The organism is Embleya sp. NPDC050493, from assembly GCF_044458105.1.
Taxonomy (GTDB): domain Bacteria; phylum Actinomycetota; class Actinomycetes; order Streptomycetales; family Streptomycetaceae; genus Embleya.
Genome location: NZ_JBITHP010000036.1, coordinates 52,434 through 72,878, shown reverse-complemented (window position 1 = coordinate 72,878; position 20,445 = coordinate 52,434). Strand labels below are relative to the sequence as shown.

Annotated in this window: 16 protein-coding genes; 8 read left to right on the top strand and 8 right to left on the bottom strand. The window is 71.5% G+C overall.

Annotated elements, in window-relative coordinates:
* Positions 1 to 191: 191 nt before the first annotated feature.
* Positions 192 to 1,568: a transcriptional regulator gene (locus tag ACIBM5_RS41520; RefSeq protein ID WP_391586631.1), complete on the bottom strand. Its 1,377-nt coding sequence runs from the start codon at positions 1,566 to 1,568 to the stop codon at positions 192 to 194.
* A gap of 446 nt (positions 1,569 to 2,014) precedes the next feature.
* On the opposite strand from ACIBM5_RS41520, the gene ACIBM5_RS41515 reads away from it, so the two are divergent.
* Positions 2,015 to 2,671, top strand: a complete 657-nt coding sequence (locus ACIBM5_RS41515; RefSeq protein ID WP_396011870.1) for a bifunctional DNA primase/polymerase — start codon at positions 2,015 to 2,017, stop codon at positions 2,669 to 2,671.
* Between the two features lie 240 nt (positions 2,672 to 2,911).
* On the opposite strand, the gene ACIBM5_RS41510 is transcribed toward ACIBM5_RS41515, so the two are convergent.
* On the bottom strand, positions 2,912 to 3,601 hold the full coding sequence (locus ACIBM5_RS41510; RefSeq protein WP_391586629.1) for an iron dependent repressor, metal binding and dimerization domain protein: 690 nt from the start codon (positions 3,599 to 3,601) through the stop codon (positions 2,912 to 2,914).
* Positions 3,602 to 3,798: 197 nt separating this feature from the next.
* On the opposite strand from ACIBM5_RS41510, the gene ACIBM5_RS41505 reads away from it, so the two are divergent.
* The 3 genes from ACIBM5_RS41505 (at position 3,799) to ACIBM5_RS41495 (ending at position 6,933) form a co-directional block, all read left to right on the top strand.
* Positions 3,799 to 5,199, top strand: a complete 1,401-nt coding sequence (locus tag ACIBM5_RS41505) for a cryptochrome/photolyase family protein (protein ID WP_396011869.1) — start codon at positions 3,799 to 3,801, stop codon at positions 5,197 to 5,199.
* A gap of 76 nt (positions 5,200 to 5,275) precedes the next feature.
* Positions 5,276 to 6,022 carry a sugar isomerase domain-containing protein gene (locus tag ACIBM5_RS41500; RefSeq protein WP_396011868.1) on the top strand — a complete coding sequence of 249 codons (747 nt, stop codon included), beginning with the start codon at positions 5,276 to 5,278 and terminating at the stop codon, positions 6,020 to 6,022.
* 8 nt (positions 6,023 to 6,030) lie between these two features.
* Positions 6,031 to 6,933 carry a hypothetical protein gene (locus tag ACIBM5_RS41495; protein ID WP_396011867.1) on the top strand — a complete coding sequence of 301 codons (903 nt, stop codon included), beginning with the start codon at positions 6,031 to 6,033 and terminating at the stop codon, positions 6,931 to 6,933.
* 108 nt (positions 6,934 to 7,041) lie between these two features.
* Here ACIBM5_RS41495 and ACIBM5_RS41490 read toward each other — a convergent pair whose 3' ends face one another.
* Positions 7,042 to 8,298, bottom strand: coding sequence for an MFS transporter (locus ACIBM5_RS41490; RefSeq protein ID WP_396011866.1), 1,257 nt, complete (start codon positions 8,296 to 8,298; stop codon positions 7,042 to 7,044).
* Positions 8,299 to 8,722: 424 nt separating this feature from the next.
* Complete coding sequence (gene pdxH, locus ACIBM5_RS41485; protein ID WP_396011865.1) at positions 8,723 to 9,421, bottom strand: pyridoxamine 5'-phosphate oxidase; 699 nt, start codon at positions 9,419 to 9,421, stop codon at positions 8,723 to 8,725.
* 325 nt (positions 9,422 to 9,746) lie between these two features.
* On the opposite strand from pdxH, the gene ACIBM5_RS41480 reads away from it, so the two are divergent.
* Positions 9,747 to 10,859 carry a citrate synthase 2 gene (locus ACIBM5_RS41480; protein ID WP_391586624.1) on the top strand — a complete coding sequence of 371 codons (1,113 nt, stop codon included), beginning with the start codon at positions 9,747 to 9,749 and terminating at the stop codon, positions 10,857 to 10,859.
* Positions 10,860 to 10,984: 125 nt separating this feature from the next.
* On the opposite strand, the gene ACIBM5_RS41475 is transcribed toward ACIBM5_RS41480, so the two are convergent.
* Entirely contained in the window at positions 10,985 to 11,833 is an 849-nt protein-coding gene (locus ACIBM5_RS41475; RefSeq protein WP_396011864.1) for a (2Fe-2S)-binding protein, read from the bottom strand.
* A gap of 187 nt (positions 11,834 to 12,020) precedes the next feature.
* Positions 12,021 to 13,586 carry an APC family permease gene (locus ACIBM5_RS41470; RefSeq protein WP_391586622.1) on the bottom strand — a complete coding sequence of 522 codons (1,566 nt, stop codon included), beginning with the start codon at positions 13,584 to 13,586 and terminating at the stop codon, positions 12,021 to 12,023.
* A gap of 282 nt (positions 13,587 to 13,868) precedes the next feature.
* Between ACIBM5_RS41470 and ACIBM5_RS41465 the strand changes: the two genes are divergently transcribed.
* A complete protein-coding gene (locus ACIBM5_RS41465) occupies positions 13,869 to 14,816 on the top strand; it encodes a threonine/serine dehydratase (protein ID WP_391586621.1) in 948 nt (315 codons plus the stop codon).
* 94 nt (positions 14,817 to 14,910) lie between these two features.
* On the opposite strand, the gene ACIBM5_RS41460 is transcribed toward ACIBM5_RS41465, so the two are convergent.
* Entirely contained in the window at positions 14,911 to 17,259 is a 2,349-nt protein-coding gene (locus ACIBM5_RS41460; protein ID WP_396011863.1) for an HAD-IC family P-type ATPase, read from the bottom strand.
* An 89-nt stretch (positions 17,260 to 17,348) separates the two neighbouring features.
* Positions 17,349 to 18,146, bottom strand: coding sequence for a hypothetical protein (locus ACIBM5_RS41455; protein WP_396011862.1), 798 nt, complete (start codon positions 18,144 to 18,146; stop codon positions 17,349 to 17,351).
* Between the two features lie 179 nt (positions 18,147 to 18,325).
* Here ACIBM5_RS41455 and ACIBM5_RS41450 point away from each other — a divergent pair, with 179 nt between their 5' ends.
* Together ACIBM5_RS41450 and ACIBM5_RS41445 are read left to right on the top strand one after the other, a co-directional pair.
* Positions 18,326 to 19,780, top strand: a complete 1,455-nt coding sequence (locus ACIBM5_RS41450; RefSeq protein ID WP_396011861.1) for an NCS2 family permease — start codon at positions 18,326 to 18,328, stop codon at positions 19,778 to 19,780.
* A 162-nt stretch (positions 19,781 to 19,942) separates the two neighbouring features.
* A complete protein-coding gene (locus tag ACIBM5_RS41445; protein ID WP_391586617.1) occupies positions 19,943 to 20,374 on the top strand; it encodes a MarR family winged helix-turn-helix transcriptional regulator in 432 nt (143 codons plus the stop codon).
* Positions 20,375 to 20,445 lie beyond the last annotated feature (71 nt).

Below are 20,445 nucleotides of genomic sequence, written 5' to 3'. Positions count from 1 at the left end.
GTCGCCCGAGGCCGTCGTGTCCGGCGGTCGTGCGACCGTCCGGGCCGCCCGGCGGCCGGTAATCCGTCCGCCCGACGGTAACTCAGACGTTCGAGTGACGAACAGCGGCGCACCTCGCGGCGGCGCCGTCCGCGCCCTCGGCGGCGGGCCGTGTTGCCCGCTGCGCCGCAGGTCGGCGGCCCGGGCGGGGCTCAGACCGGCACGGCGTGCACGGCTTCGGCGAATTCCCGGACCACGTGCTCGTCCCGGTACGGTTCCAGCCGGCGCTGGAAGTCCTTGAGGTATTCCAGGCCGCGCGCCGAGTGCAGCCGCCCCACCAGGTCCAGTGCCTCGGCGCCGACCGCGCACGCCTCGTCGAGCCGGTTCTGCTGCAGGTGTGCGGTGGCGAGCAGGAGGGTGTCGACCGCGCGCCGGCGCACCCGTGTGTCGGCGTGCCCGTCCAGGGCCGCGCGGGCCGCCGCCTCGGCCTGTCGGGGACGGTCCAGGTCGCGGTAACAGTGCGCGAATTCGTCGGAGAGGTACGCCTGGGAGAAGTGCCCTATCCAGGACGGATCCTCGTCCGGTACGGCGACGTCCATCGCGGACTGGGCCCGCGCCAGCGAGGCCTCGCAGGCGCGCGCGTCGCCGAGCAGCGCGTGCCCGCGCGCCTCGGCGGCGTGGAACATCGCCTGGGTGGTCGGCGTCGCCTCGTTCTTGGCGCCCTCCTGGGCGGCGCGGGCGAGTTGGGTGATCTCGCGCGGGTTGCCCAGGCTGCCCGCGAGGTGGCTCATCCCGGCCGCCAGCACATAGCCGCCGTAGGCGCGGTCGCCCGCGGCCTGGGTCAGCCGCAGGGCCTGGATGTAGTAACGCTGGGCGAGACCCGGCTGGCCGGTGTCCACGGCCATGTAGCCGGCCAGCTCGGTGAGTCGGGCCACGGCCGCGAACAGCGCTCGGCCCGTCTCGTCGGAATAGGTCCCGTTGAGCAGCTGGGTGACCACGCTGCCCAGGTAATGCACCACGACCGGACGGATGTGCCCGGCGCCGAACCGGTGGTCCAGCGCGGACAACATGTCCGTGGTCGCACACACCGCCTCGATGTCGGAGGCCCCCACCCGCGGCCCGCCGATCCTGGCCACCTGCGCGTCCGGCTCGGTGATCAGCCAGTCCCGACTGGGTGCGACCAGCGCGGCCACCGCCACCGAGGAGTTGAGCAGGAAGTCGCGCCGGTTCACGTCGCTGCGCCACAGCTCGGTGACCACCTCGACGGTGGCCGCCGGGGTGGCGGCGAACTGGAGGCCGACGTTGGTCGCCAGCGAGCGGCCGTCGGCCATGCCGATCTCCTCGACGGTGACCGGTCGGCCGAGCTTGCGGCCGATCGCCTCGGCGATCAGGTTCGGCACCGCGCCGCGCGGCTGCTGACCGCGCAGCCAACGGGCCACCGAGGTCTTGTCGTAGCGCAGATCCATGCCGTGCTCGGCCCCGCACATGTTGACCCGCCGGGCGAGCCCGGCATTCGAGCAGCCGGCCTCCTGGATCAGTGCCGTCAGCCTCTCGTTGGGCTGCCTCGTCGCCTGCGTTCGCGCGGCCATCGGCGTTCCCTCCCCGACCGTTGGTGCGGGATTGCGACATGCGGGACCGGCGCGACGGGGATCGTGCGGTCCCCTCGTGTCCGTGCCCTGATGCCTGATGAGTCCGTGATGCGTGTCCAGCGGACGCCATCCCCACGCCGAAAGATCCGGATCGGCAGGAATTGCCGATGTTGCCCGGCAGTCGTATGAAATGTCATCCGCGTACGGAGCGTAGTGACCCGTATAGAGCAGCGGATAGGGCACCCTTCATTGCGCCCCCGGTTCTGCACCCATGCGCCCCCCTTGCGCCGGATGGCGAGCGATGATCTCGTCGCCCCTGATCATCCGGTCTCACCTGCCCGGAGCGCGGCCGCGCGGCGCGCGACCCGGCGCCGTTCGGGGTGCACCGTACAGGCGGCCGCGAGCGGGGCGCCGCCCGGCCGTAACCATCGCGGGGCCGCGCAGTTGTGCAGCACGTGGAAGACACCCTGGGGGCCCGGCAACTCGCCCGCGACACGCTTGTAGAGACCGCAGTCCGCTACGCCGAGGACCGCCACTGGGACGTGGTTCCCGGCGCCTCGGTGGTCGAGAACAGTGCGGGGCGTCGTTGCAGTTGCGGTCATCCCGCGTGTGCCACCCCCGGCGCGCACCCGATCCTGCGCGACTGGGCGGTCCAGGCGGCCAGCTCGCCGGCGCTGGTCCGGCGCTGGTGGAACGAACATCCGGACGCGGCGATCCTGCTGCCCACCGGTCGCGGCTTCGACGTGATCGACGTCCCGGAGCAGGCCGGCTGCCTCGCGCTGGCCCGGCTCGAACGCATGGGCCTGCCGCTCGGGCCGGTGATCGCGACGCCGACCCGCCGGCTCCAGTTCCTCGTGTTGCCCGGCGCCCGGGACAAGATGGGCGAGATGTTGCGTCGCATCGGCTGGGGCACCAGCGCGATCGACCTGATCCCCAAGGGCGAGGGCGACTGGGTGGTCGCCCCGCCGTCCCGGATGGGCAGCTCCGGCAGCGCCTCGTGGGCCCGCGAACCCACCGAAGTCAACCGCTGGCTCCCCGAGGCCCGCGAACTGGTCAGCCCGATCGCCTACGCCTGCGGCCGTTCCATGGTCGAGGCCAGGTAACTCCCCCACACACGGACCGCCGCCGCCCCACCCGGCCCACCGACGCGCCCCCGCCGCCGGGCGCCACCGGGCGGCCGGTTGCCGGCAAGGCCGCAGCGGGCCCACCCGGCGGCACGCGTGCGCCGGGTGGGCCGGGTGGGCCGGGTGGGGACACCTTTGCGAGCCACCCGGAACGCAACGGGCCCTCGATGCCGAACCAACCGGCAACGAGGGCCCGAAATCCCGCGGGTATACCCGCGACTACCGTGCGGCCACGAACACGTGCGACGCGACCTCCGGCGACAGCTCCGCGGCTTCGCCGCCGCTGCCCGCCATCACGCCACCCGCGGACTCGTGCACACTCACGACCGCCCCGGGACGAATCCCGGCCCGGCGCAACGTGTACATCAGTTGGGCGTCGGTCTGCAGCGGCTCACCGAGCCGCCGCACCACGACGTTCTTGCCTTCCGGCCCCGCCGACTCGAGCAGCGTGACCAGCCCGCCTTCCTTGAAGGAGTCGGCGTGCAGTTCCTGGTCCAGCTCCTCCAGGCCCGGGATCGGGTTGCCGTACGGCGATTCCTTCGGGTAGCGCAGCAGTTCGAGCAGGCGACGTTCCACCTGCTCACTGATCACGTGCTCCCAACGGCACGCCTCGGCGTGCACCTGTTCCCAGGGCAATCCGATGACGTCCACGAGCAGGCACTCGGCGAGTCGGTGCTTGCGCATGACCCGAGTCGCGATTCCCCGCCCTTCGGTCGTCAGTTCCAGATGACGGTCGCCCTCGACCGTCAACAACCCGTCCCGCTCCATACGTGCCACGGTCTGGCTCACGGTCGGCCCGCTCTGCTCGAGCCGTTCCGCGATCCGCGCCCGCAGCGGGACCACGCCCTCCTCCTCCAGCTCGAAAATCGTCCGGAGGTACATCTCCGTGGTGTCGATGAGTCCACTCACGACCAGCGGCTCCGTTCTTGGGTGGTCCTGCCGTGCAATTCTGACGCACCTGAACCGCCGATGCGGACGTCCGGCCGATCGGGTCCCCGCGGTTTGCCCCGCTCGCGCCGTCCGGCGCGTGCCCCCGCGTCATCCGTACGTGTGCCCCGCCCGTGTGGGCCCACGTCGTCGAGTGCGTACGGTCATAACGTTCCGGTATGCCATTGCCATCCCGGAAGACCTCGCGCCCGTCCGGATCCCTCGATCGTGTACACGTGCTCTGGTTCCGGCGGGACCTGCGGCTGGCCGACCATCCGGCGCTGCACGCCGCGGCCGGCACCGGCTTTCCCGGCACCGGGGACGGCGAGCCCGCCCGGGTGCTGCCGCTGTTCGTGTTCGACCCGGTGTTGTGGGACGCCTCGGGGCCCGCACGCCGCGCGCACCTGGTCGACTCGCTGCGCGCCCTGGACGAGGACCTGCGCGAACTCGGCGGACACCTGGTGCTCCGCGTGGGTGACCCGGCCCGCGAGGTGCCCGCGCTCGTGCGCGAGGTCGGCGCCGCCGAGGTGCACGTCTCCGCCGACTTCGGGCCCTACGGGCGCACCCGCGACGCGGCCGTGGCGGCGGCGCTCGACGTGCCGTTCCGGGCCACCGGGTCGCCGTACGCGGTGGCTCCGGGGCGGGTGGTCAAGACCGACGGGACGCCGTACCGGGTGTTCACGCCGTTCCTGCGCGCGTGGCTCGAACACGGCCGGCCCGACCCGCTGCCGCTGCCCGCCGACCTCGCGTGGGCGGACACCGACGCGGTCGCGCCACCCGCCGCGCCCGCGCCCGCCGGGGTACGGCTGCCCGAGGCGGGCGAGCGCGTCGCCCGCGCGACCTGGGAGGCGTTCCGCGCGCACGGCCTGGATCGGTACCGCGAGTTGCGCGACCGGGCCGACCTGGCCGGCACCTCGCGGCTGTCGGTGCACCTGAAGTTCGGCGAGATCCACCCGCGCACGCTGCTCGCCGGCCGCGTCGACGAGACCTTCCGCGCCGAACTGGCCTGGCGCGAGTTCTACGCCGACGTGTTGTGGCACCACCCGGAGACCGCGCGGGAGTACCTGAACCGGGACATGGCCGGGATGCGCTACGACACCGGCCCGGACGCCGACGCGCTGTTCGACGCGTGGCGCGAGGGCCGGACCGGCTTCCCGTTCGTGGACGCCGGAATGCGGCAACTGCTCGCCGAGGGCTGGATGCACAATCGGGTACGGATGGTGGTCGCGTCCTTCCTGGTCAAGGACCTGCACCAGGAGTGGACCCGCGGCGCGGCACACTTCATGCGGCACCTGGTGGACGGCGACCCGGCCTCCAACAGCCACGGCTGGCAGTGGACGGCGGGCTGCGGCACCGACGCCTCGCCGTGGTTCCGGATCTTCAATCCGATCACCCAGGGCCGCCGGTTCGACCCCGACGGGGACTACGTTCGGCGCTACGTGCCCGAACTGCGTGCCATCGCGGGCAAGGCGGTGCACGAGCCGTGGAGGATCGGCGTCCCGGGCTATCCCGATCCGATCGTCGAGCACGCCGAGGAAAGACGCGTCGCACTCGACCGCTACGAGGCGATCCGGCGGTAAGGTGCCGGATCCGCGTACGCACGGCGGATCCGAGGACGAAGCTCCGAACGCACCGAAGGAAACGGGAGGACCGGGCATGGTCGAGCTGGGTGCGCGCTACCTCGACGCGGCGATCGGACTGCTGGAACGGCTGCGGGACGAAGAACTGCCCACCATCGACCGGGCCGCGGACCGCATCGCCGAGTCGCTGGCCGCCGGTGGCCGGCTCTTCGTCTTCGGCGGTGGCCACTCCGCGCTCGCCGCGCAGGACGTGGTCTACCGCGCGGGCGGCCTGATCCTGGCCAACCCGCTGATCGCCCCCGGCAACGAACTCTCCGTGCGCCCGATCACCGTCAGCACCGCGGTGGAGAAGCTCGCCGAGCTGGCCGGCCCGGTGCTGGACGGCGCGGGCCTGCGCGAGGGCGACGTGCTCGTGGTGATCTCGCTGTCCGGACGCAACGGGCTGCCCGTGGAGATGGCCCGGCGCGCGCGCGAGCGCGGCGCGCTCGTGGTCGGCGTCACATCGGTCGTGGCCAGCGAGGCCGAATCGCCCAGGCATCCGTCGGGTACCCGGGTCCTCGACAACTGCGACGTCGTGCTGGACACCGCCATCCCGCCGGGCGACGCCGCCCTCGAGGCGGATGGCGTACCGCAGCGGATCGGCCCGACCTCGGGCGTGGTGTGCTCCGCGGTGCTCCAGGCGCTCATGGTCGGCGTGATCGGCCACCTGGTCTCCCGGGGGATCGAACCCCCGGTGTTCATGTCCGCGAACGTCGAGGGCGGAGCCGCGTGGAACGAGCGGTTGCTGACCGAACACGCGGACCGGATCTTCTATCTGAGGTGAACCCGGCAGTGCATCCCAACGCACGGTCCCAATCTTCGGACCGGCAGGCCGCGGATCGGCGGACCCCGGACCGGAAGTCGTCGGCCGATCGGTCGTCCACGCCGACCGGGGCCGAGCAGGCGTCCGATCAGGCAGCCGACCCGGGGTCGACCGAGTCGGTCGGCGCGCCCGACCCGCGCGCGGCCACGATCGTGGTCCCGGGCCGGTTCAACGGGCCGCCGGGCATCGGCAACGGCGGCTACCTGGCCGGTCTGCTGGCCGGCCGCGCGAGCGGCGGGACGGCCTCCGGGGTGACCGTGACGCTGCGCCGCGCGGTGCCGCTGGACCGACCGCTGGCGCTCGCGCACGACGCCGGCACGGGTGTGCTGACGCTGCACCGGGACGACGGGCCGATCGCCGAGGCGGTAGCGGTCGACGCCGCGCTGCCGTTGCCCACGCCGATCGACCCGGTGACCCCCGCCGAGGCGGTCGAGGCGAGCCGGTCCTTCCCCGGGTTCGCCGCGTGGAACCCCTACACCGAGTGCTTCGTGTGCGGCACCGAACGGGCCGAGGGCGACGGCCTGCGGTTGTTCCCGGGCATGCTCACGGACCGGCCGGACACCAACGCATGCGTGTGGACCCCGCACGCCTCGCTGGTCGCGCCCGGAAGCGAGCAGGTCGGCCCCGAGTTCGTCTGGGCCGCGCTCGACTGCCCCGGCGGCTGGACCGGGATGGACCGGGACACCGCGCTGCTGCTCGGCCGGATGACCGCGCACGTGTACGCGCTGCCCTACCCGGACGAGCCGTGCGTCGTCCTCGGTCGCCGACTCGGCCGGGAGGGCCGCAAGGTGCGTACCGCGACGACGCTCTACGACGCCGAGGGCCGGGTGGCCGCACACGCCGAACAGGTGTGGATCGCACCGCGCGGCTGAGCCGCGCACCGCGCCGTTCGACCGGGCCGCGCCGATCCGACCGGGTCGGCGCGGCCGGATCGGGTCGGTGCTGCCCGGTCGGGCCGACCCCATCCGCAGCCCGGGTTGCTACGGCTGCGGGTCGCGGGCGTCGTAGCGCCAGAAGCCGCGCCATCGCAGCGACAGCGCGATCACCAGGATCACGCAGGCCAGTCCACCGCTGACCACGGAGATCCGCGCGGTGCTCAGCGCCGCCACCGACCCGGCCTCGAAGTCGCCGAGCCGGGGCCCGCCGGCGACCACCACGATGAACACGCCGGCCAGCCGCCCCCGCATCTCGTCCGGGGTCGCCACCTGCATGATCGTGTTGCGGAAGACCATGCTGATGGTGTCCGCGCAGCCGGCGAGGGCCAGCAGGATCAGGCCCAGCCACAGCGGGCCGCCCAGCCCGAACACCGCGATGCACGTGCCCCACGCGATCACCGCGAGCACGACCGCGCGCCCCTGCCGCTGCACCCGGCCCAGCCCGCCGGAGAACAACCCGCCCGCGAGCGAGCCCACCGCGGGCGCCGCGACCAGCAGGCCGACCGTGGTCGCCCCGCCGCCGTACAGCGTCGCGGCCATCGCCGGGAACAGCGCGCGCGGCATGCCGAACACCATCGCGACGATGTCGGTCAGGAACGTCATCCGGATGTTGGGCCTGCTCCGCAGAAAGCGCAGCCCCTCCAGCACCGAGGCCCGCCTGGGCCCGCCCTCGGCCCGGGTCGGCGGCATCGACGGCAGCCGCCACATCGCGTGCAGCGCCGCGGAGAAGGCGAGCGCATCGATCAGATATGCGGCCTGGAAGCTCCACAGGCCGATCACCAGGCCGCCGAGCATCGGCCCGATCGTCATCGCGAGCGCCATGGCTATCGAGTTCAGCGCGTTCGCGGCGGGCAACCGCTCCACGGGCAGCAGTTTGGGGAGCATGGAGGTCCGCGCGGGGTTGTTCACCGCGAAGAACGCCGACTGCACCGCCACCGCCGCGTACAGCAGCCACACCTGGCCGAGATCGAGGAACGCCTGCGCGGCCAGCACGATCGACACCGCGGAGAGCCCGCTCGCGGTCACCAGGCCGACCAGTCGGCGATCCACGCTGTCCGCGATCGCACCGCCGAGCAGCCCGAACACGATCAGCGGCACCACCGAACACAGCCCCACCAGACCGACGGCGAAGCTGGACCCGGTCAGCGCGTACACCTGGATCGCCACGGCGACCGCGGTCATCTGCTGACCCAGCGAGGAGACCGAGTGGCCGAACCACAGACGACGGAAGTCGGGGAACTCGCGGAGCGGGGTCACGTCCGCGAGGACGGCCCGGGCGAGGCGCTTCGAGGCAGGGGGCACCCGCGCTATCCAATCCCAATGTGCCCTGCATCTATTCCTGATTTCGATGTGGGATCGGGCACCCCGAAAATGCGTTGCACCCGCTCTCGGGCCGATCTAACCTCACTGGCACACGGGAGAGGAGGTGGTCTGAAGTTGCATAGCATTCGGACGCGTGAGGTGGCTGCCCGCTAGCCGCCACTCCGGTTTACCGGCTCGGCAGGCCCCGTCGTGAGTGCACCGCGACGGACGCAGGCAGGCGGCCGGCAACACCAGGCAGACACCCGACCCGCAGGTCGCCGGGATCGTCCCCCGGCCTTCGTTCCACCTCACCGAGGTGGACGGAGAAGCGACCTGCGGGTCGCTGCTTTGTCGGGCGCCTTCGGCGCCGGCTCACGCCGATCAGGCCGCGCGCCCACCCGCACACCGAACCGGCCGAACGTGCTCACGGACTCAGTCGCTCGAACCGCCACCGGGTGCCCTCGCCGCCCTCGCGCAGGTAGCGCAGCCGGTCGTGCATCCGGTTCTCCCGCCCCTGCCAGAACTCCACGGCATCCGGCCGGACCCGGTAGCCGCCCCAGAACTCCGGCACCGGGATGTCGTCGATGTCCGCGAACCCTGCCGCGGCCTCCGCGTAGCGCTTCTCCAACTGGTCCCGCCCGGACACCACGCTGGACTGCTCACTGGCCCAGGCCCCGATCCGCGAGCCGCGCGGCCGGGAGCGGAAGTACTCGGCGGTGGTCTCGCGCGACACCCGTTCGGCGGATCCGCTCACGATCACCTGGCGGGCGAGCGCGTGCCACGGGAAGAGCAGGCTCACCGCCGGGTTCGCGTCCAGTTCGGTGCCCTTGCGCGAGCCGTAGTTCGTATAGAAGACGAAGCCCTGCTCGTCGAACTCCTTGAGCAGCACCGTGCGCATGCTCGGCCGGCCGTCCGGCGTCGCGGTCGCGACCACCATCGCGTTCGGCTCGGGCAACTCGGCAGCGGCCACCTCGGCCAGCCACGCGGTGAACAACGGGAAGGGGGTCGGCGGCAGTGCGCAGACGTCGATGCCTTCGCCTCGGTACTGCCGGCGCATGGCGGCAAGCTCGGTGAACTCCACGGACAACGAGTACCACTCGGCGCCCGCCGCCGGCACGGTCACCCCCTGCCGGATGATGCCGGGACGACCGAACCCGGCCGGTTTGTGCCGGACCTCACTCGCCCGGGCGTGTTCCGGCGTAGGTCGTCTCGATATCAAGAGATATCCTGACCGACGGACTTCGATCGGCCCATACCTTCAGGCGAGGCACCATCCCGGCCTCGCCCGGACCGAGCGGAACACCTCCCCGAATCACCGGCGGATCCCAGGTGCGGAGCATGATCGGCACCATGCGCCCCGGCCTCGTTCGGGGGAAGACACGGTGTGGTAGTGCGGGGTATGAAGGACCCGGCCACAAGTCAGTCGAGATCGCATGAGGAGCCGCCTGATGTCCGAGTTCGTACCCGGGCTCGAAGGAGTCATAGCGTTCGAGACGGAGATCGCCGAACCCGACAAGGAGGGTGGCGCGCTCCGGTACCGAGGTGTGGACATCGAGGACCTCGTCGGCCACGTCTCGTTCGGCAACGTCTGGGGCCTGCTGGTGGATGGGGCGTTCAACCCCGGCCTGCCACCGGCCGAACCGTTTCCGATCCCGATCCATTCGGGCGATGTCCGCGTGGACGTGCAGAGCGCGCTGGCCATGCTCGCTCCGGTGTGGGGTCTGAAACCGCTGCACGACATCGACGACGCCCAGGCGCGGGACGATCTCGCCCGGGCCGCCGTGATGGCGCTGTCGTACGTCGCCCAGTCGGCCCGCGGCCTGGAGAAGCCGATGGTGCCGCAGAGCGAGATCGACAAGGCGCAGACCATCGTCGAGCGCTTCATGATCCGCTGGCGCGGCGAGCCGGACCCGCAGCACGTCAAGGCGGTCGACGCCTACTGGACGTCGGCGGCCGAGCACGGCATGAACGCCTCGACGTTCACCGCGCGCGTGATCGCGGGCACCGGCGCCGACGTCGCGGCATGTCTGTCCGGCGCGGTCGGCGCGATGTCCGGCCCGCTGCACGGCGGTGCGCCCTCGCGCGTGCTGCACATGATCGAGGAGATCGAGCGCACCGGCGACGCCACGGCGTACGTCAAGGGCGTCCTCGACCGCGGCGAGCGCCTGATGGGCTTCGGCCACCGGGTCTATCGTGCCGAGGACCCCCGCGCGCGCGTGCTGCGGCGCACGGCCAAGGAGCTCGGGGCGCCGCGCTACGAGGTGGCCGCGGCACTGGAGAAGGCGGCGTTGGAGGAGCTCCAGGCTCGACGTCCCGACCGGATCCTGGCCACCAACGTGGAGTTCTGGGCCGCGGTGATGCTGGACTTCGCCGAGGTGCCGGCCCACATGTTCACCTCGATGTTCACCTGCGCCCGGACCGCCGGGTGGAGTGCGCACATCCTGGAGCACAAGCGCACCTCGCGGCTGGTGCGCCCGGCCGCCCTGTATGTCGGTCCGGGCACCCGCCCGATCACCGAGGTCCCGGGCTACGACGACACGGTCCGCAACCTGAAGCACTGAGTTCTCGACGCTCATCCGGAGCCCCGTTCCCCACAAGGGCGCGGGGTTCCGTCATGCCCGGCGCACGGCCGGGGTTGCCGGCGCACGGCCGTCCGGCCCGTCGGGTCCGGCTGCCGCGGGGTCGCTCAGGCACGGCCTTCCAGAATGGCCGCCTGCCGCTCGTCGTCGGCACGGGGGCAGGTGCCGCACAGGGCGTTCGGGTCGATGGTGTACCACAGGCAGCACACGCTCTGGGTGCGGTTGCGGTGGGTGCGGCCCTCGGTGCCGCGCAGGGTACGAAAGCCCGCTTCGCGCTTGAAGCGGCCGGTGTTCCCGGGGAGCAGTTCGCCCAGGTCGCGGACCGCGCGGTCGCCCTCGGCCGGGCCGAGCATGCGGCCGAGATACCAGACGGCGCTCACCAGCTCGTCCGCCACCATCCCCCACAACACCCGCTCGCCTCGGCGCAGGTGTGACCGGAACGCGCCGAGCAGCGGCTCCAGGTGCTCGGACACCGCGCGCAGCAGTTCGGCCCGCAGGGCGGCCTCGTCGGCCACCACGCGCGCGCCGGTCGCGCCCGCGTCCGGGTCGTCGGGCAGGCAGGCGAAGGTGCCCGCGGTGACCGTGAAGGACCGGCCCGAGCGGTCGGAGTCGACGTCGATCCACACGTCGGCCAGGCCCACGAGCGGCACGCGGCGGTTCAGGAACCAGGGCCCGGCGAGCATCAGGCACGCGTACCAGGCGTAGCCGTGCAGCGCCCACATCGCGATCGCGTCGGCACGTGGTTCGACGTCGAGCGCCGCGGTGATCCGCCGGCGCTCGGCGGCCAACAGGCCGGCGATCACGTCGGGGTCGCTCGCCAGCCGCGCGGCGTGCAGCCGATCCGCTCCCGGCCGTCCGGGCTCGACCGCGATCAGCGGGCACGCGGCACCGAGCGCACGGAAGGTCTCCGCGAACGCGGGGCACGGTGCCGGTTGCCGAAGATCAAGCAACGTCATGATCCGAAGGTAAGGCTTGCCTAACCCACTGTCCATATGGCGCACTCGGGAATGCGATCGCACGCCCCGACCCCACTCCTGTGGGCGATGGCGCGACGGGGCGCGCGGTGTGGCCGCGCGCCCCTTACGGTTCCGGACTCGGGTTCGGATGTTGCGATGTGCCCCGGGGCGCGACCCGGGAGCCGGTTCAGGACCGGACCGACACCGGGACGTCGAGCACGTCGTCGTCGGGCCGTTCGCCGGCGTCCTCCAGAATGATGCGGCCCATCAGTTCGTACCGTTCCGGGCTCCTGGCCTTCATGTACAGGGCCAGGGCGATGCCGCCGACGAAGACTCCGCCGACGATGTACGGCGTGAGCTTGAAGAGCAACGATCCGGACGCGGCGCCGGCGGCGGTCTCCATGTTCTGCAACAGCAGGACCACCACCGCGATCATCGCGATGCCCCCCAGGAGCGGGGCCAGGAAGGTACGGAACCAGTGCGCCGTCTCCGGATGGTTCCCGCCCACGTGGAAGTAGCCGATGACGGCGAACGAGCACAGGGTCTGCACGATCAGGATCGCCATCGTGCCCAGGATCGCGAGCAGCGTATAGAGGTGGATGTAGGGGTCCTGATCGGTGACCAGGAAGAGCAGCACGATGCCGGTGGCGATCACGCTCTGCACGAACGAGGCGAAGTACGGCGAGCCGTGCACCGGGTGGGTGTTGCCGAGCCTGCGCGAGATGAAGCCCTCGCGGCCGATCGCGTAGAGGTAGCGCGAGGCGCACTGGTGGAAGGCCATGCCGCACGCGAACGAGCCGGTGATCAGCAGCCACTGGAACCAGTCGACCGCCCAGCCGCCGATGAACTCGCCGGTGGGGCCGAAGAAGACGTCCAGCGGGGTCGAACCGCTCGCGATCTCCTTCGACTTCTCCAGTCCGCTGCCGTCGATGGCCATCCAGGACACGAACACGTAGAACAGACCGACACCGATCACCGAGATCAGCGTGGCGCGCGGGATGACCTTCTTCGGATTGCGCGACTCCTCGCCGTACATGGCGGTGGACTCGAAGCCGACCCAGGACCAGAAGGCGAAGAACAGGCCGAGACCGGCAGCCCCCTCGAACGCGTTGGCCGGGTTGATCGGCGCGGTGGACAACCCGTCCGGGCCGCCGCCCTGGACCAGGACCGCGATCGCCATCGCGGCCAGCACCGCGATCTCGGCGACCAGCAGCACGCCGAGCAGGCGTGAGGTGAGGTGGATGTCGAAGTACGACAGCAGCGCGGTCACCGCGAGCATGCCCAACGCGTAGACGGCCCAGTTGAGGTCGACGCCGAACTGGGCGTTGACGGTGGTGTCCGCGAAGTAGGCGAAGATGCCGACGATGGAGGCCTCGAAGACCACGTACGCCAGCACCGCGAGCAGCCCGGAGGCCATCCCCACGACTCGGCCCAGGCCGTGCGAGATGTAGCCGTAGAAGGCGCCGGCCGAGGTGATGTGCTTGGCCATCGCGACGTAGCCGATGGAGAACACGCTCAGCACCAGGGTGGCGAAGAGGTAGCCGGCGGGTGCGCCGATGCCGTTGCCGAAGCCGACCGCGATCGGCAGGTTGCCGGTCATCGCGGTGATCGGCGCGGCGGTCGCGATCGCCATGAAGACGACCCCGACGAGCCCGACCGAATTCGCCTTCAGGCGCTGTACTTGGGGCTGGGCCTGGGGTTGGGCCTGCGATGTGGCCGTGGGGGTCTGCCCGTCACCGGAGTGGCTGGACATCCCACCTCCCTACCGTTCGTCGGGAAAGAACTGATGGCGAGTCAGCTTCGACCCACGGGCGACACCCCCACAATTGACAGGCTGTCATGGATCGGGCCGATTCGAGCCTTGCGCTGTCGGGACGGTGACGGGCGGTGCGGGACCATTCCCGCATCGCAACGTGCGCGGCCCGGATGCGCCACACGCGGCCCGTGCCGAGCACGTCGCGCCGGCGCCGCCCGCGCGCCGAACGCGCGGGTCTGCGAGGGGTGGGCGGGTGGACAACCCATAGGGTCGGGCGTCATGGATACCGCCACACCCGAACTGACCTACGGCGACATCAGGAACGCCGCCGAACGCATCGTGGGCCAGACCCAGCCGGTCACCATGATGCCGATCCACCCGTCACCGCACGTGTGGCTCGCGTTGGAGTACATCCAGCACACCGGGTCGTTCAAGGCACGCGGTGCCGCGAACTTCACCACCGCGCACATCGAGGCCGGCACCATGCCCGAGGCCGGCGTGGTGATCGCCTCCGGCGGCAACGCGGGCCTCGCCTGCGCCTGGGCGGCGCGCAGCGCGGGGGTGCGCTCGACGGTGTTCCTGCCGGAGACCGCGCCGCGGATCAAGGTCGAGCGGCTGCGGACGTACGGCGCGGACGTGCTGCTCGTCGGCCGTGAGTACGCCGACGCGCTGGAGGCGTCGCAGCGCTTCGCCCGGGAGACCGGCGCGCTGCTGTCGCACGCGTACGACAATCCGCTGATCGCGGCGGGTGCGGGCACGCTGGTGCCGGAGTTGCTCGCCGGTGTGCCCGGGAAACTGGACACGATCATCGTCTCGGTCGGCGGCGGCGGCCTGTTCGCGGGCGTGGCGACCGCCGCCGAGGAACACGGGATCCGCACGGTCGCGGTCGAACCGGAACACTGCCGGGCCCTGAACGCCGCGCTGGAGGCGGGCGAGGTCGTGGACGTACCGACCGACTCCGTCGCCGCCGACTCCCTGGGCGCGCGCCGGGTCTCCGCGACGGCCCTGGCCACGGCCCGACGCACCGGCGCCTTCTCGGTCCTGGTCTCCGACAAGGCCATCATCGAATCCCGCCAGGCGCTGTGGGACAACTTCCGCATCGTCGTCGAACACGCCGCCGCCACCGCCCTGGCCGCCCTCTCCACCGGCGCCTACACGCCCGCGGCCGGAGAGAAGGTCGCGGTCATACTGTGCGGCGCCAACACCGACCCGGGCGACCTGGTCTGACCGGGGAGTAGCAAGCCCGGCGCCCCACGCCCCGCCCGAGCCGCCCATGACGGGGGCATCCGCCGCGCCGGCCCCGATCCGCCGATCCCGACCGTCAGGGGCTCCCGGTTCCCCGGCCGTTCTTGCGGTGGAGCCAACCCGAGATGTGCCAGCCGAGTTCGAGGAGGGCGGCGGCGACGAGCGCGATGCCCACCGCGGTGCCGTTGTTGCCCTGGTGTTGGGGGTAGAGGGCGAAGAAGTCGGCTACCGGGGGGACGTAGAGGGCGATCAGGAAGGCTGCCGCCATCGCCGCGATCAGGGCGATCTTCCACCACGTGTAGGGGCGGGCGACGATCGCCAGGATCCAGGTCGCGACCAGGAAGAGGGTGATCACGGCGGTGGTGCGGTCCTGGTCGAGGTTCGAGCCGTGGTTGAGGTGGGCCAACCAGTAGGACAGGAACGTGGCCAGTGCGGCGACCACGCCGCCGGGGATCGCGAAGCGCAGTACGCGCGGGACGAAGCCGGGCCGGGCGCGTTCGGCGTTCGGGGCGAGGGCCAGGAAGAAGGCCGGTACGCCGATGGTGAGCGAGCCGATCAGGGTGAGGTGGCGGGGCAGGAACGGGAAGACCACGCCCGCGACGCCGGTGAGCAGCGACAGCAGCAGCGCGTACACGGTCTTGACCAGGAACAGGTTCGCGACCCGCTCGATGTTGCCGATCACCCTGCGGCCCTCGGCCACCACCGAGGGCAACGTCGCGAAGCTGTTGTCCAGGAGCACGATCTGCGCGACCGCACGGCTCGCACCGCTGCCCGCGCCCATCGCGACGCCGATGTCGGCGTCCTTGAGCGCGAGCACGTCGTTGACGCCGTCGCCGGTCATCGCGACCGTGTGACCGCGGGCCTGGAGGGCCGCGACCATCGCGCGCTTCTGCTGCGGGGTGACCCGGCCGAAGACGGTGTTGTCCTCCAACGCCTGGCCGAGTTCGGCTCGGTCCTCGGGCAACCGACGTGCGTCCACCGCGTGTTCGGCACCGGCGAGGCCCAGCTTGGCGGCCACCGCGCCGACCGAGAGCGCGTTGTCGCCGGAGATCACCTTGGTCGCCACGTCCTGACTCGCGAAGTAGCGCAGCGTCGCCGCGGCGTCCGGACGCAGCCGCTGTTGCAGCACCACCAGCGCGGCGGGATGGGCCCGCCCGCCCGCCTCGTCGGTCAGCCCGTCGGCGGTCGCCAGCAGGAGCACTCGCAGACCCCGGCCGCCCATTTCGTCGACTCGGGCGAGTACCGGGTGGTCCTCGGGCAGCAGCACGTCGGGCGCGCCGAGCAGCCACGTCCCGTGCCCGTCGAAGCTCGCGCCGCTCCACTTGCGGGCCGAGGAGAACGCGGCGACGTCGGTGACCGGCCAATCCGGCGGCGCGGGGTAGGCGTCCACGATCGCCTGGAGGCTCGCATTCGGCCGCCGGTCGGAGGTACCCAGTGCGCCCAGGGCCGCGTCGATCGGCAGCGTGTCGTCGAGCGGGCACACCTCGGCCACGTCCATGCCGCCCTCGGTGAGCGTGCCGGTCTTGTCCAGGCAGACCACGTCGACCCGGGCCAGGCCCTCGATCGCGGGTAGTTCCTGGACCAGGCACTGCTTGCGGCCCAGCCGCACCACACCGACCGCGAACGCGACCGAGGTGAGCAACATCAGGCCCTCGGGCACCATGGTGACCAGGCCCGCGACCATGCCGCGCAGCGCGTTCGGCAGACCGTCGTGGGTACGGAGCTGACTGATGATCAGCAGGATTCCCACCGGGATCATCAACCAGGTCACGTAGCTGAGGATCCGGTCCAGGCCCCGGCGCAGTTCCGAGTCGACCAGGGTGAATCGGCCCGCCTCCTCGGCGAGTCGGGCGGCGTACGCGTCGCGGCCGACCTTGCCCGCGCGGAAGGCGCCGTTGCCGGCGGCCACGAAGCTGCCGGACATCACCCGGTCGCCGACCTTCTTGTGGACCGGATCGATCTCGCCGGTGAGCAACGACTCGTCGAGTTCGAGTGCGTCCGCCTCCATCACCACGCCGTCGACCAGGACCTGTTCGCCCGCGCCCAGTTCGCACACGTCGTCCAGGACCAGATCGCGCGCGGACAGTTCGGCGGTGTGCCCGTCCCGGCGCACCCGCGGCTTGGCCTCGCCGACCACCGCCAGGGCGTCCAGGGTGTGCTTGGCGCGCAGTTCCTGGATGATGCCGATCGCCGTGTTGGCGACGATGACCAGGCCGAACAGGCCGTCCTGGATCGGGCCGACGATCAGGATCACCACGAACAACGTGCCGATGATCGCGTTGAACCTGGTGAAGACGTTGCCCCGGACGATCGCCGAGGTGCTGCGGCTGGACCGGGCCGGCACGTCGTTGACGCGGCCGTCCGCGACGCGTTCGGCGACCTCGGCGGTGGTCAGCCCGGTGATGGTGGCGGGGGCTTCGATCATGCCCTGAAGCTACGTCAGCGAATGTCGGATTTTGTGGCTATTTGCCATCAGTCGCGAGGATTGCTCGCGCCGAGTGGCCGCCGCCCGGCTCAGTCCTCGTCGGCGCTTTGCAGTCGGCGGCAGTACCAGAGCCCGAACAGCCCGAGGCCCGACCCGGCCAGCGCACACCACGGCCACCAGCCCCGGTCGTCGTCCGCCAGCGTGTCGCGCATGAACCACGCGAGCACGAACAGCGCGAACCAGATCAGGCTGCCGACGGCGACGAGCCTGATGATGTTGCCCTCGTGCGGAGGCGGCGCGGGACGCATGCCGGTGTCCGCGTCGCGGGTCTCGGCGGGTCGGCGCTCGGTGGATCGGCTCTCGGTGGGTCGGTCCTCGGTGGACCTGCGCTCGACGGCTTCGGCCGACTCGTCGACGACGGCGGCGAATTCAGCGGTCCCGCCCATGAGCGCAGGATCGGTGGCCGGGTCGTAGGCACTCGCGCCGTAGCCCGCCGCGGGAGGCACCTCGGACGGGTACGACTCCCCCCCGCCGGGCGCCGAGTGGGCCGCGTAGCCGCCGGACTCGTACTCGGCGGGCTCGTACCGGGCCGGCTCGTAGGCGTCCTGCGCGTACTGCGTCGGCTCGTGGTCCGCCTGCGCGTAGTCCCCCTGCGCGTAGTCGGTCTGCGAGTAGTCGGTCCGCGGATACGTCTCCGCTCCGTACGCCGCGTATTCACCACTGCCGTACGGGCTCACGTCGTACTCACCGCTGCCCGGGGAGCCCGCGTCGTACGCGTCCTCGACGTGCCCCGACGCCGGGTCCGCGGCCGTGCCCGGGTGCGGTGCGCCCGTGTCGTCCGGATCCGGCGAGGTGCGCCGTCGTTTCCCGCTCCCGTGCCTGCTCACGAAACCTAGGCTACTTGGCCGCCCGCACCGGCCCCGCGTGCGCCCCGACGAACGAACGCAGGGACCGGTTCCCGTTTTCGGTGTGGTGTCTGGCACCCTTTTCAGGGTCTCCCGGTACTTCGTCCCATCGTGCCGTGTGCGTGTCTCGACTACCCGTTCCCACGCTTCGAGGATTCCGCATGTCCCCCCAGGCCGCCGCCGCGACCACCCCCGAGGTCCCCTCCACGACGAGGAGCGGCCTCGACCGCTTCTTCAAGATCTCCGAGCGCGGTTCGTCGCCGCTGCGCGAGATACGCGGTGGACTCGCCACGTTTTTTGCGATGGCCTACATCATCGTGCTGAACCCGATCATCCTCGGATCCGCGCACGACAAGTTCGGCAACCAGCTTTCCCAGCCGCAGCTGGTCACCGCCACCGTTCTGGTGGCCGCGGTGATGACCATCCTGATGGGCCTGATCGGCAACATGCCGCTCGCACTGGCCGCCGGGCTGGGCATCAATGCGATGGTCGCGTTCCAGATCGCGCCGCAGACCACGTGGGACGAGGCGATGGGCCTGGTCGTGCTGGAGGGCATCGGCCTGTTGATCCTGGCCGCCACCGGGCTGCGCGAGGCAATCATGAACGCCATCCCGCTGGTGCTCAAGCAGGCGATCGGGGTCGGCATCGGCCTGTTCGTGACCCTGGTCGGCCTGGTCAGCGCGGGTGTGGTGACCCGGGTGCCGGACAAGGCGAACTCCACCGTGCCGGTCGCGCTCGGCAGTGGCGGCACGCTCCAGGGCTGGCCGGCCGTGGTCTTCTGCTTCGGCCTGGTGCTCACGTTCGTACTGGTCGTCCGCAAGGTGCCGGGCGCGATCCTGATCGGCATGGTCGCCTCGACCGTGCTCGCGGTGATCGTGCACCAGGCGGCCGGCCTGGACAAGGCGACCTGGGGCCTGACCGCGCCCGAGGCGAACGGTGTCGTGGACACCCCCGACTTCGGACTGATCGGCGACGTGGACCTGTTCGGCGCGTTCGGCCGGGTGGGCTTCATCACCGCGTCGCTGCTGATCTTCACGCTGCTGCTGTCGAACTTCTTCGACGGCATGGGCACCATCATCGGGGTCAGCCGCGAGGCCGGACTGCTCGACGAGCAGGGCAAGGTGCCGAACCTGGGCCGCATCCTCACCGTCGAATCGGTCGGCGCGATCGCCGGCGGCGGCGCCTCGGCGTCCTCCAACACGGTCTTCGTCGAATCCACCGCGGGCGTCGGCGAAGGCGCCCGGACCGGGCTCGCCAACCTGGTCACCGGCGGCCTGTTCGCGCTCGCGCTGCTGTTCACGCCGCTGGCGAAGCTGGTGCCGGCGCAGGCCGCCACGCCTGCGCTGGTCGTGGTCGGCGCGTTGATGATGACGCAGGTCAAGCACATCGACTGGGACGACATGACGGTCGCCGCGCCGGCGTTCGTGACGATCGCGCTGATGCCCTTCACGTACAGCATCACCACCGGGATCGGCGCGGGCTTCATCCTGTACGTGGTGCTGCGCACGGCGGTCGGCAGGGCTCGGGAGATCCCGCTGCTGTTGTGGATCGTGTCCGCGCTGTTCGTGGTGCACTTCGCGATCGACCCGATCGAGCAGGTGCTGGGCGTCAAGTAGCGCCGGGAGCGTGGGACGCCGGGTCGCCGTCGGGGGTGCGGATCTCCGTCGGGCCCGGGATGCGGGGTCACCGGCCCGATCACGGCCCGACGGCGGCCCCGGGAATATCCCGTGCGGGCAAACCATTGGAAGTTAGCGAGAGTAAAGAGTTAAGCTAACAACGTGTCCCCGTCCGAACCCGACCGTGCCACGGTGGCCGCCCTCCGTGCCTCGGTGCTGAAGCTCTCCCGTCGCCTGCGCAACCAGCGGGCCGACGAGACGCTGAGCCCCACCCAGCTCTCGGTGCTGACCGTGCTCGTCGTGCGCGGCGCCATGACCCCGGGCGAACTCGCCCGGCAGGAAAAGGTGCAGCCGCCGTCGATGACGCGCGTGATCGCCGGCCTGGAGGAGCGCGGCCTGGTGCGGCGCGAGCCGCACCCCGACGACCGCAGGCAGGTCGTGGTCTCCGCGACCGAGCCCGCCGCCGCCGTGGTGGAGGAGAACCGCAGGCTGGGCAACGCCTGGCTGGCGGAACACCTGTCCCGGCTCACGCCCGAGGAGAACGAGGCGTTGCGCGCGGCCCTGCCGGTGCTGGAGAAGTTGGCGCAGGCCTAGGCCGGCGCGAGAGCCCGCGTCGCGGTTCGGTTCGGGGACGGATGTTCATCCGGCCTCGGCCGACCGTACGA

What these genes read in the sequence shown, in the direction of transcription:
- ACIBM5_RS41520 (WP_391586631.1), bottom strand. Translation starts at nt 1,568, where the DNA reads ATGGCCGCGCGAACGCAGGCGACGAGGCAGCCCAACGAGAGGCTGACG.
- ACIBM5_RS41505 (WP_396011869.1), top strand. Translation starts at nt 3,799, where the DNA reads ATGCCATTGCCATCCCGGAAGACCTCGCGCCCGTCCGGATCCCTCGAT.
- ACIBM5_RS41500 (WP_396011868.1), top strand. Translation starts at nt 5,276, where the DNA reads ATGGTCGAGCTGGGTGCGCGCTACCTCGACGCGGCGATCGGACTGCTG.
- ACIBM5_RS41480 (WP_391586624.1), top strand. Translation starts at nt 9,747, where the DNA reads ATGTCCGAGTTCGTACCCGGGCTCGAAGGAGTCATAGCGTTCGAGACG.
- ACIBM5_RS41475 (WP_396011864.1), bottom strand. Translation starts at nt 11,833, where the DNA reads ATGACGTTGCTTGATCTTCGGCAACCGGCACCGTGCCCCGCGTTCGCG.
- ACIBM5_RS41470 (WP_391586622.1), bottom strand. Translation starts at nt 13,586, where the DNA reads ATGTCCAGCCACTCCGGTGACGGGCAGACCCCCACGGCCACATCGCAG.
- ACIBM5_RS41465 (WP_391586621.1), top strand. Translation starts at nt 13,869, where the DNA reads ATGGATACCGCCACACCCGAACTGACCTACGGCGACATCAGGAACGCC.
- ACIBM5_RS41460 (WP_396011863.1), bottom strand. Translation starts at nt 17,259, where the DNA reads ATGATCGAAGCCCCCGCCACCATCACCGGGCTGACCACCGCCGAGGTC.
- ACIBM5_RS41450 (WP_396011861.1), top strand. Translation starts at nt 18,326, where the DNA reads ATGTCCCCCCAGGCCGCCGCCGCGACCACCCCCGAGGTCCCCTCCACG.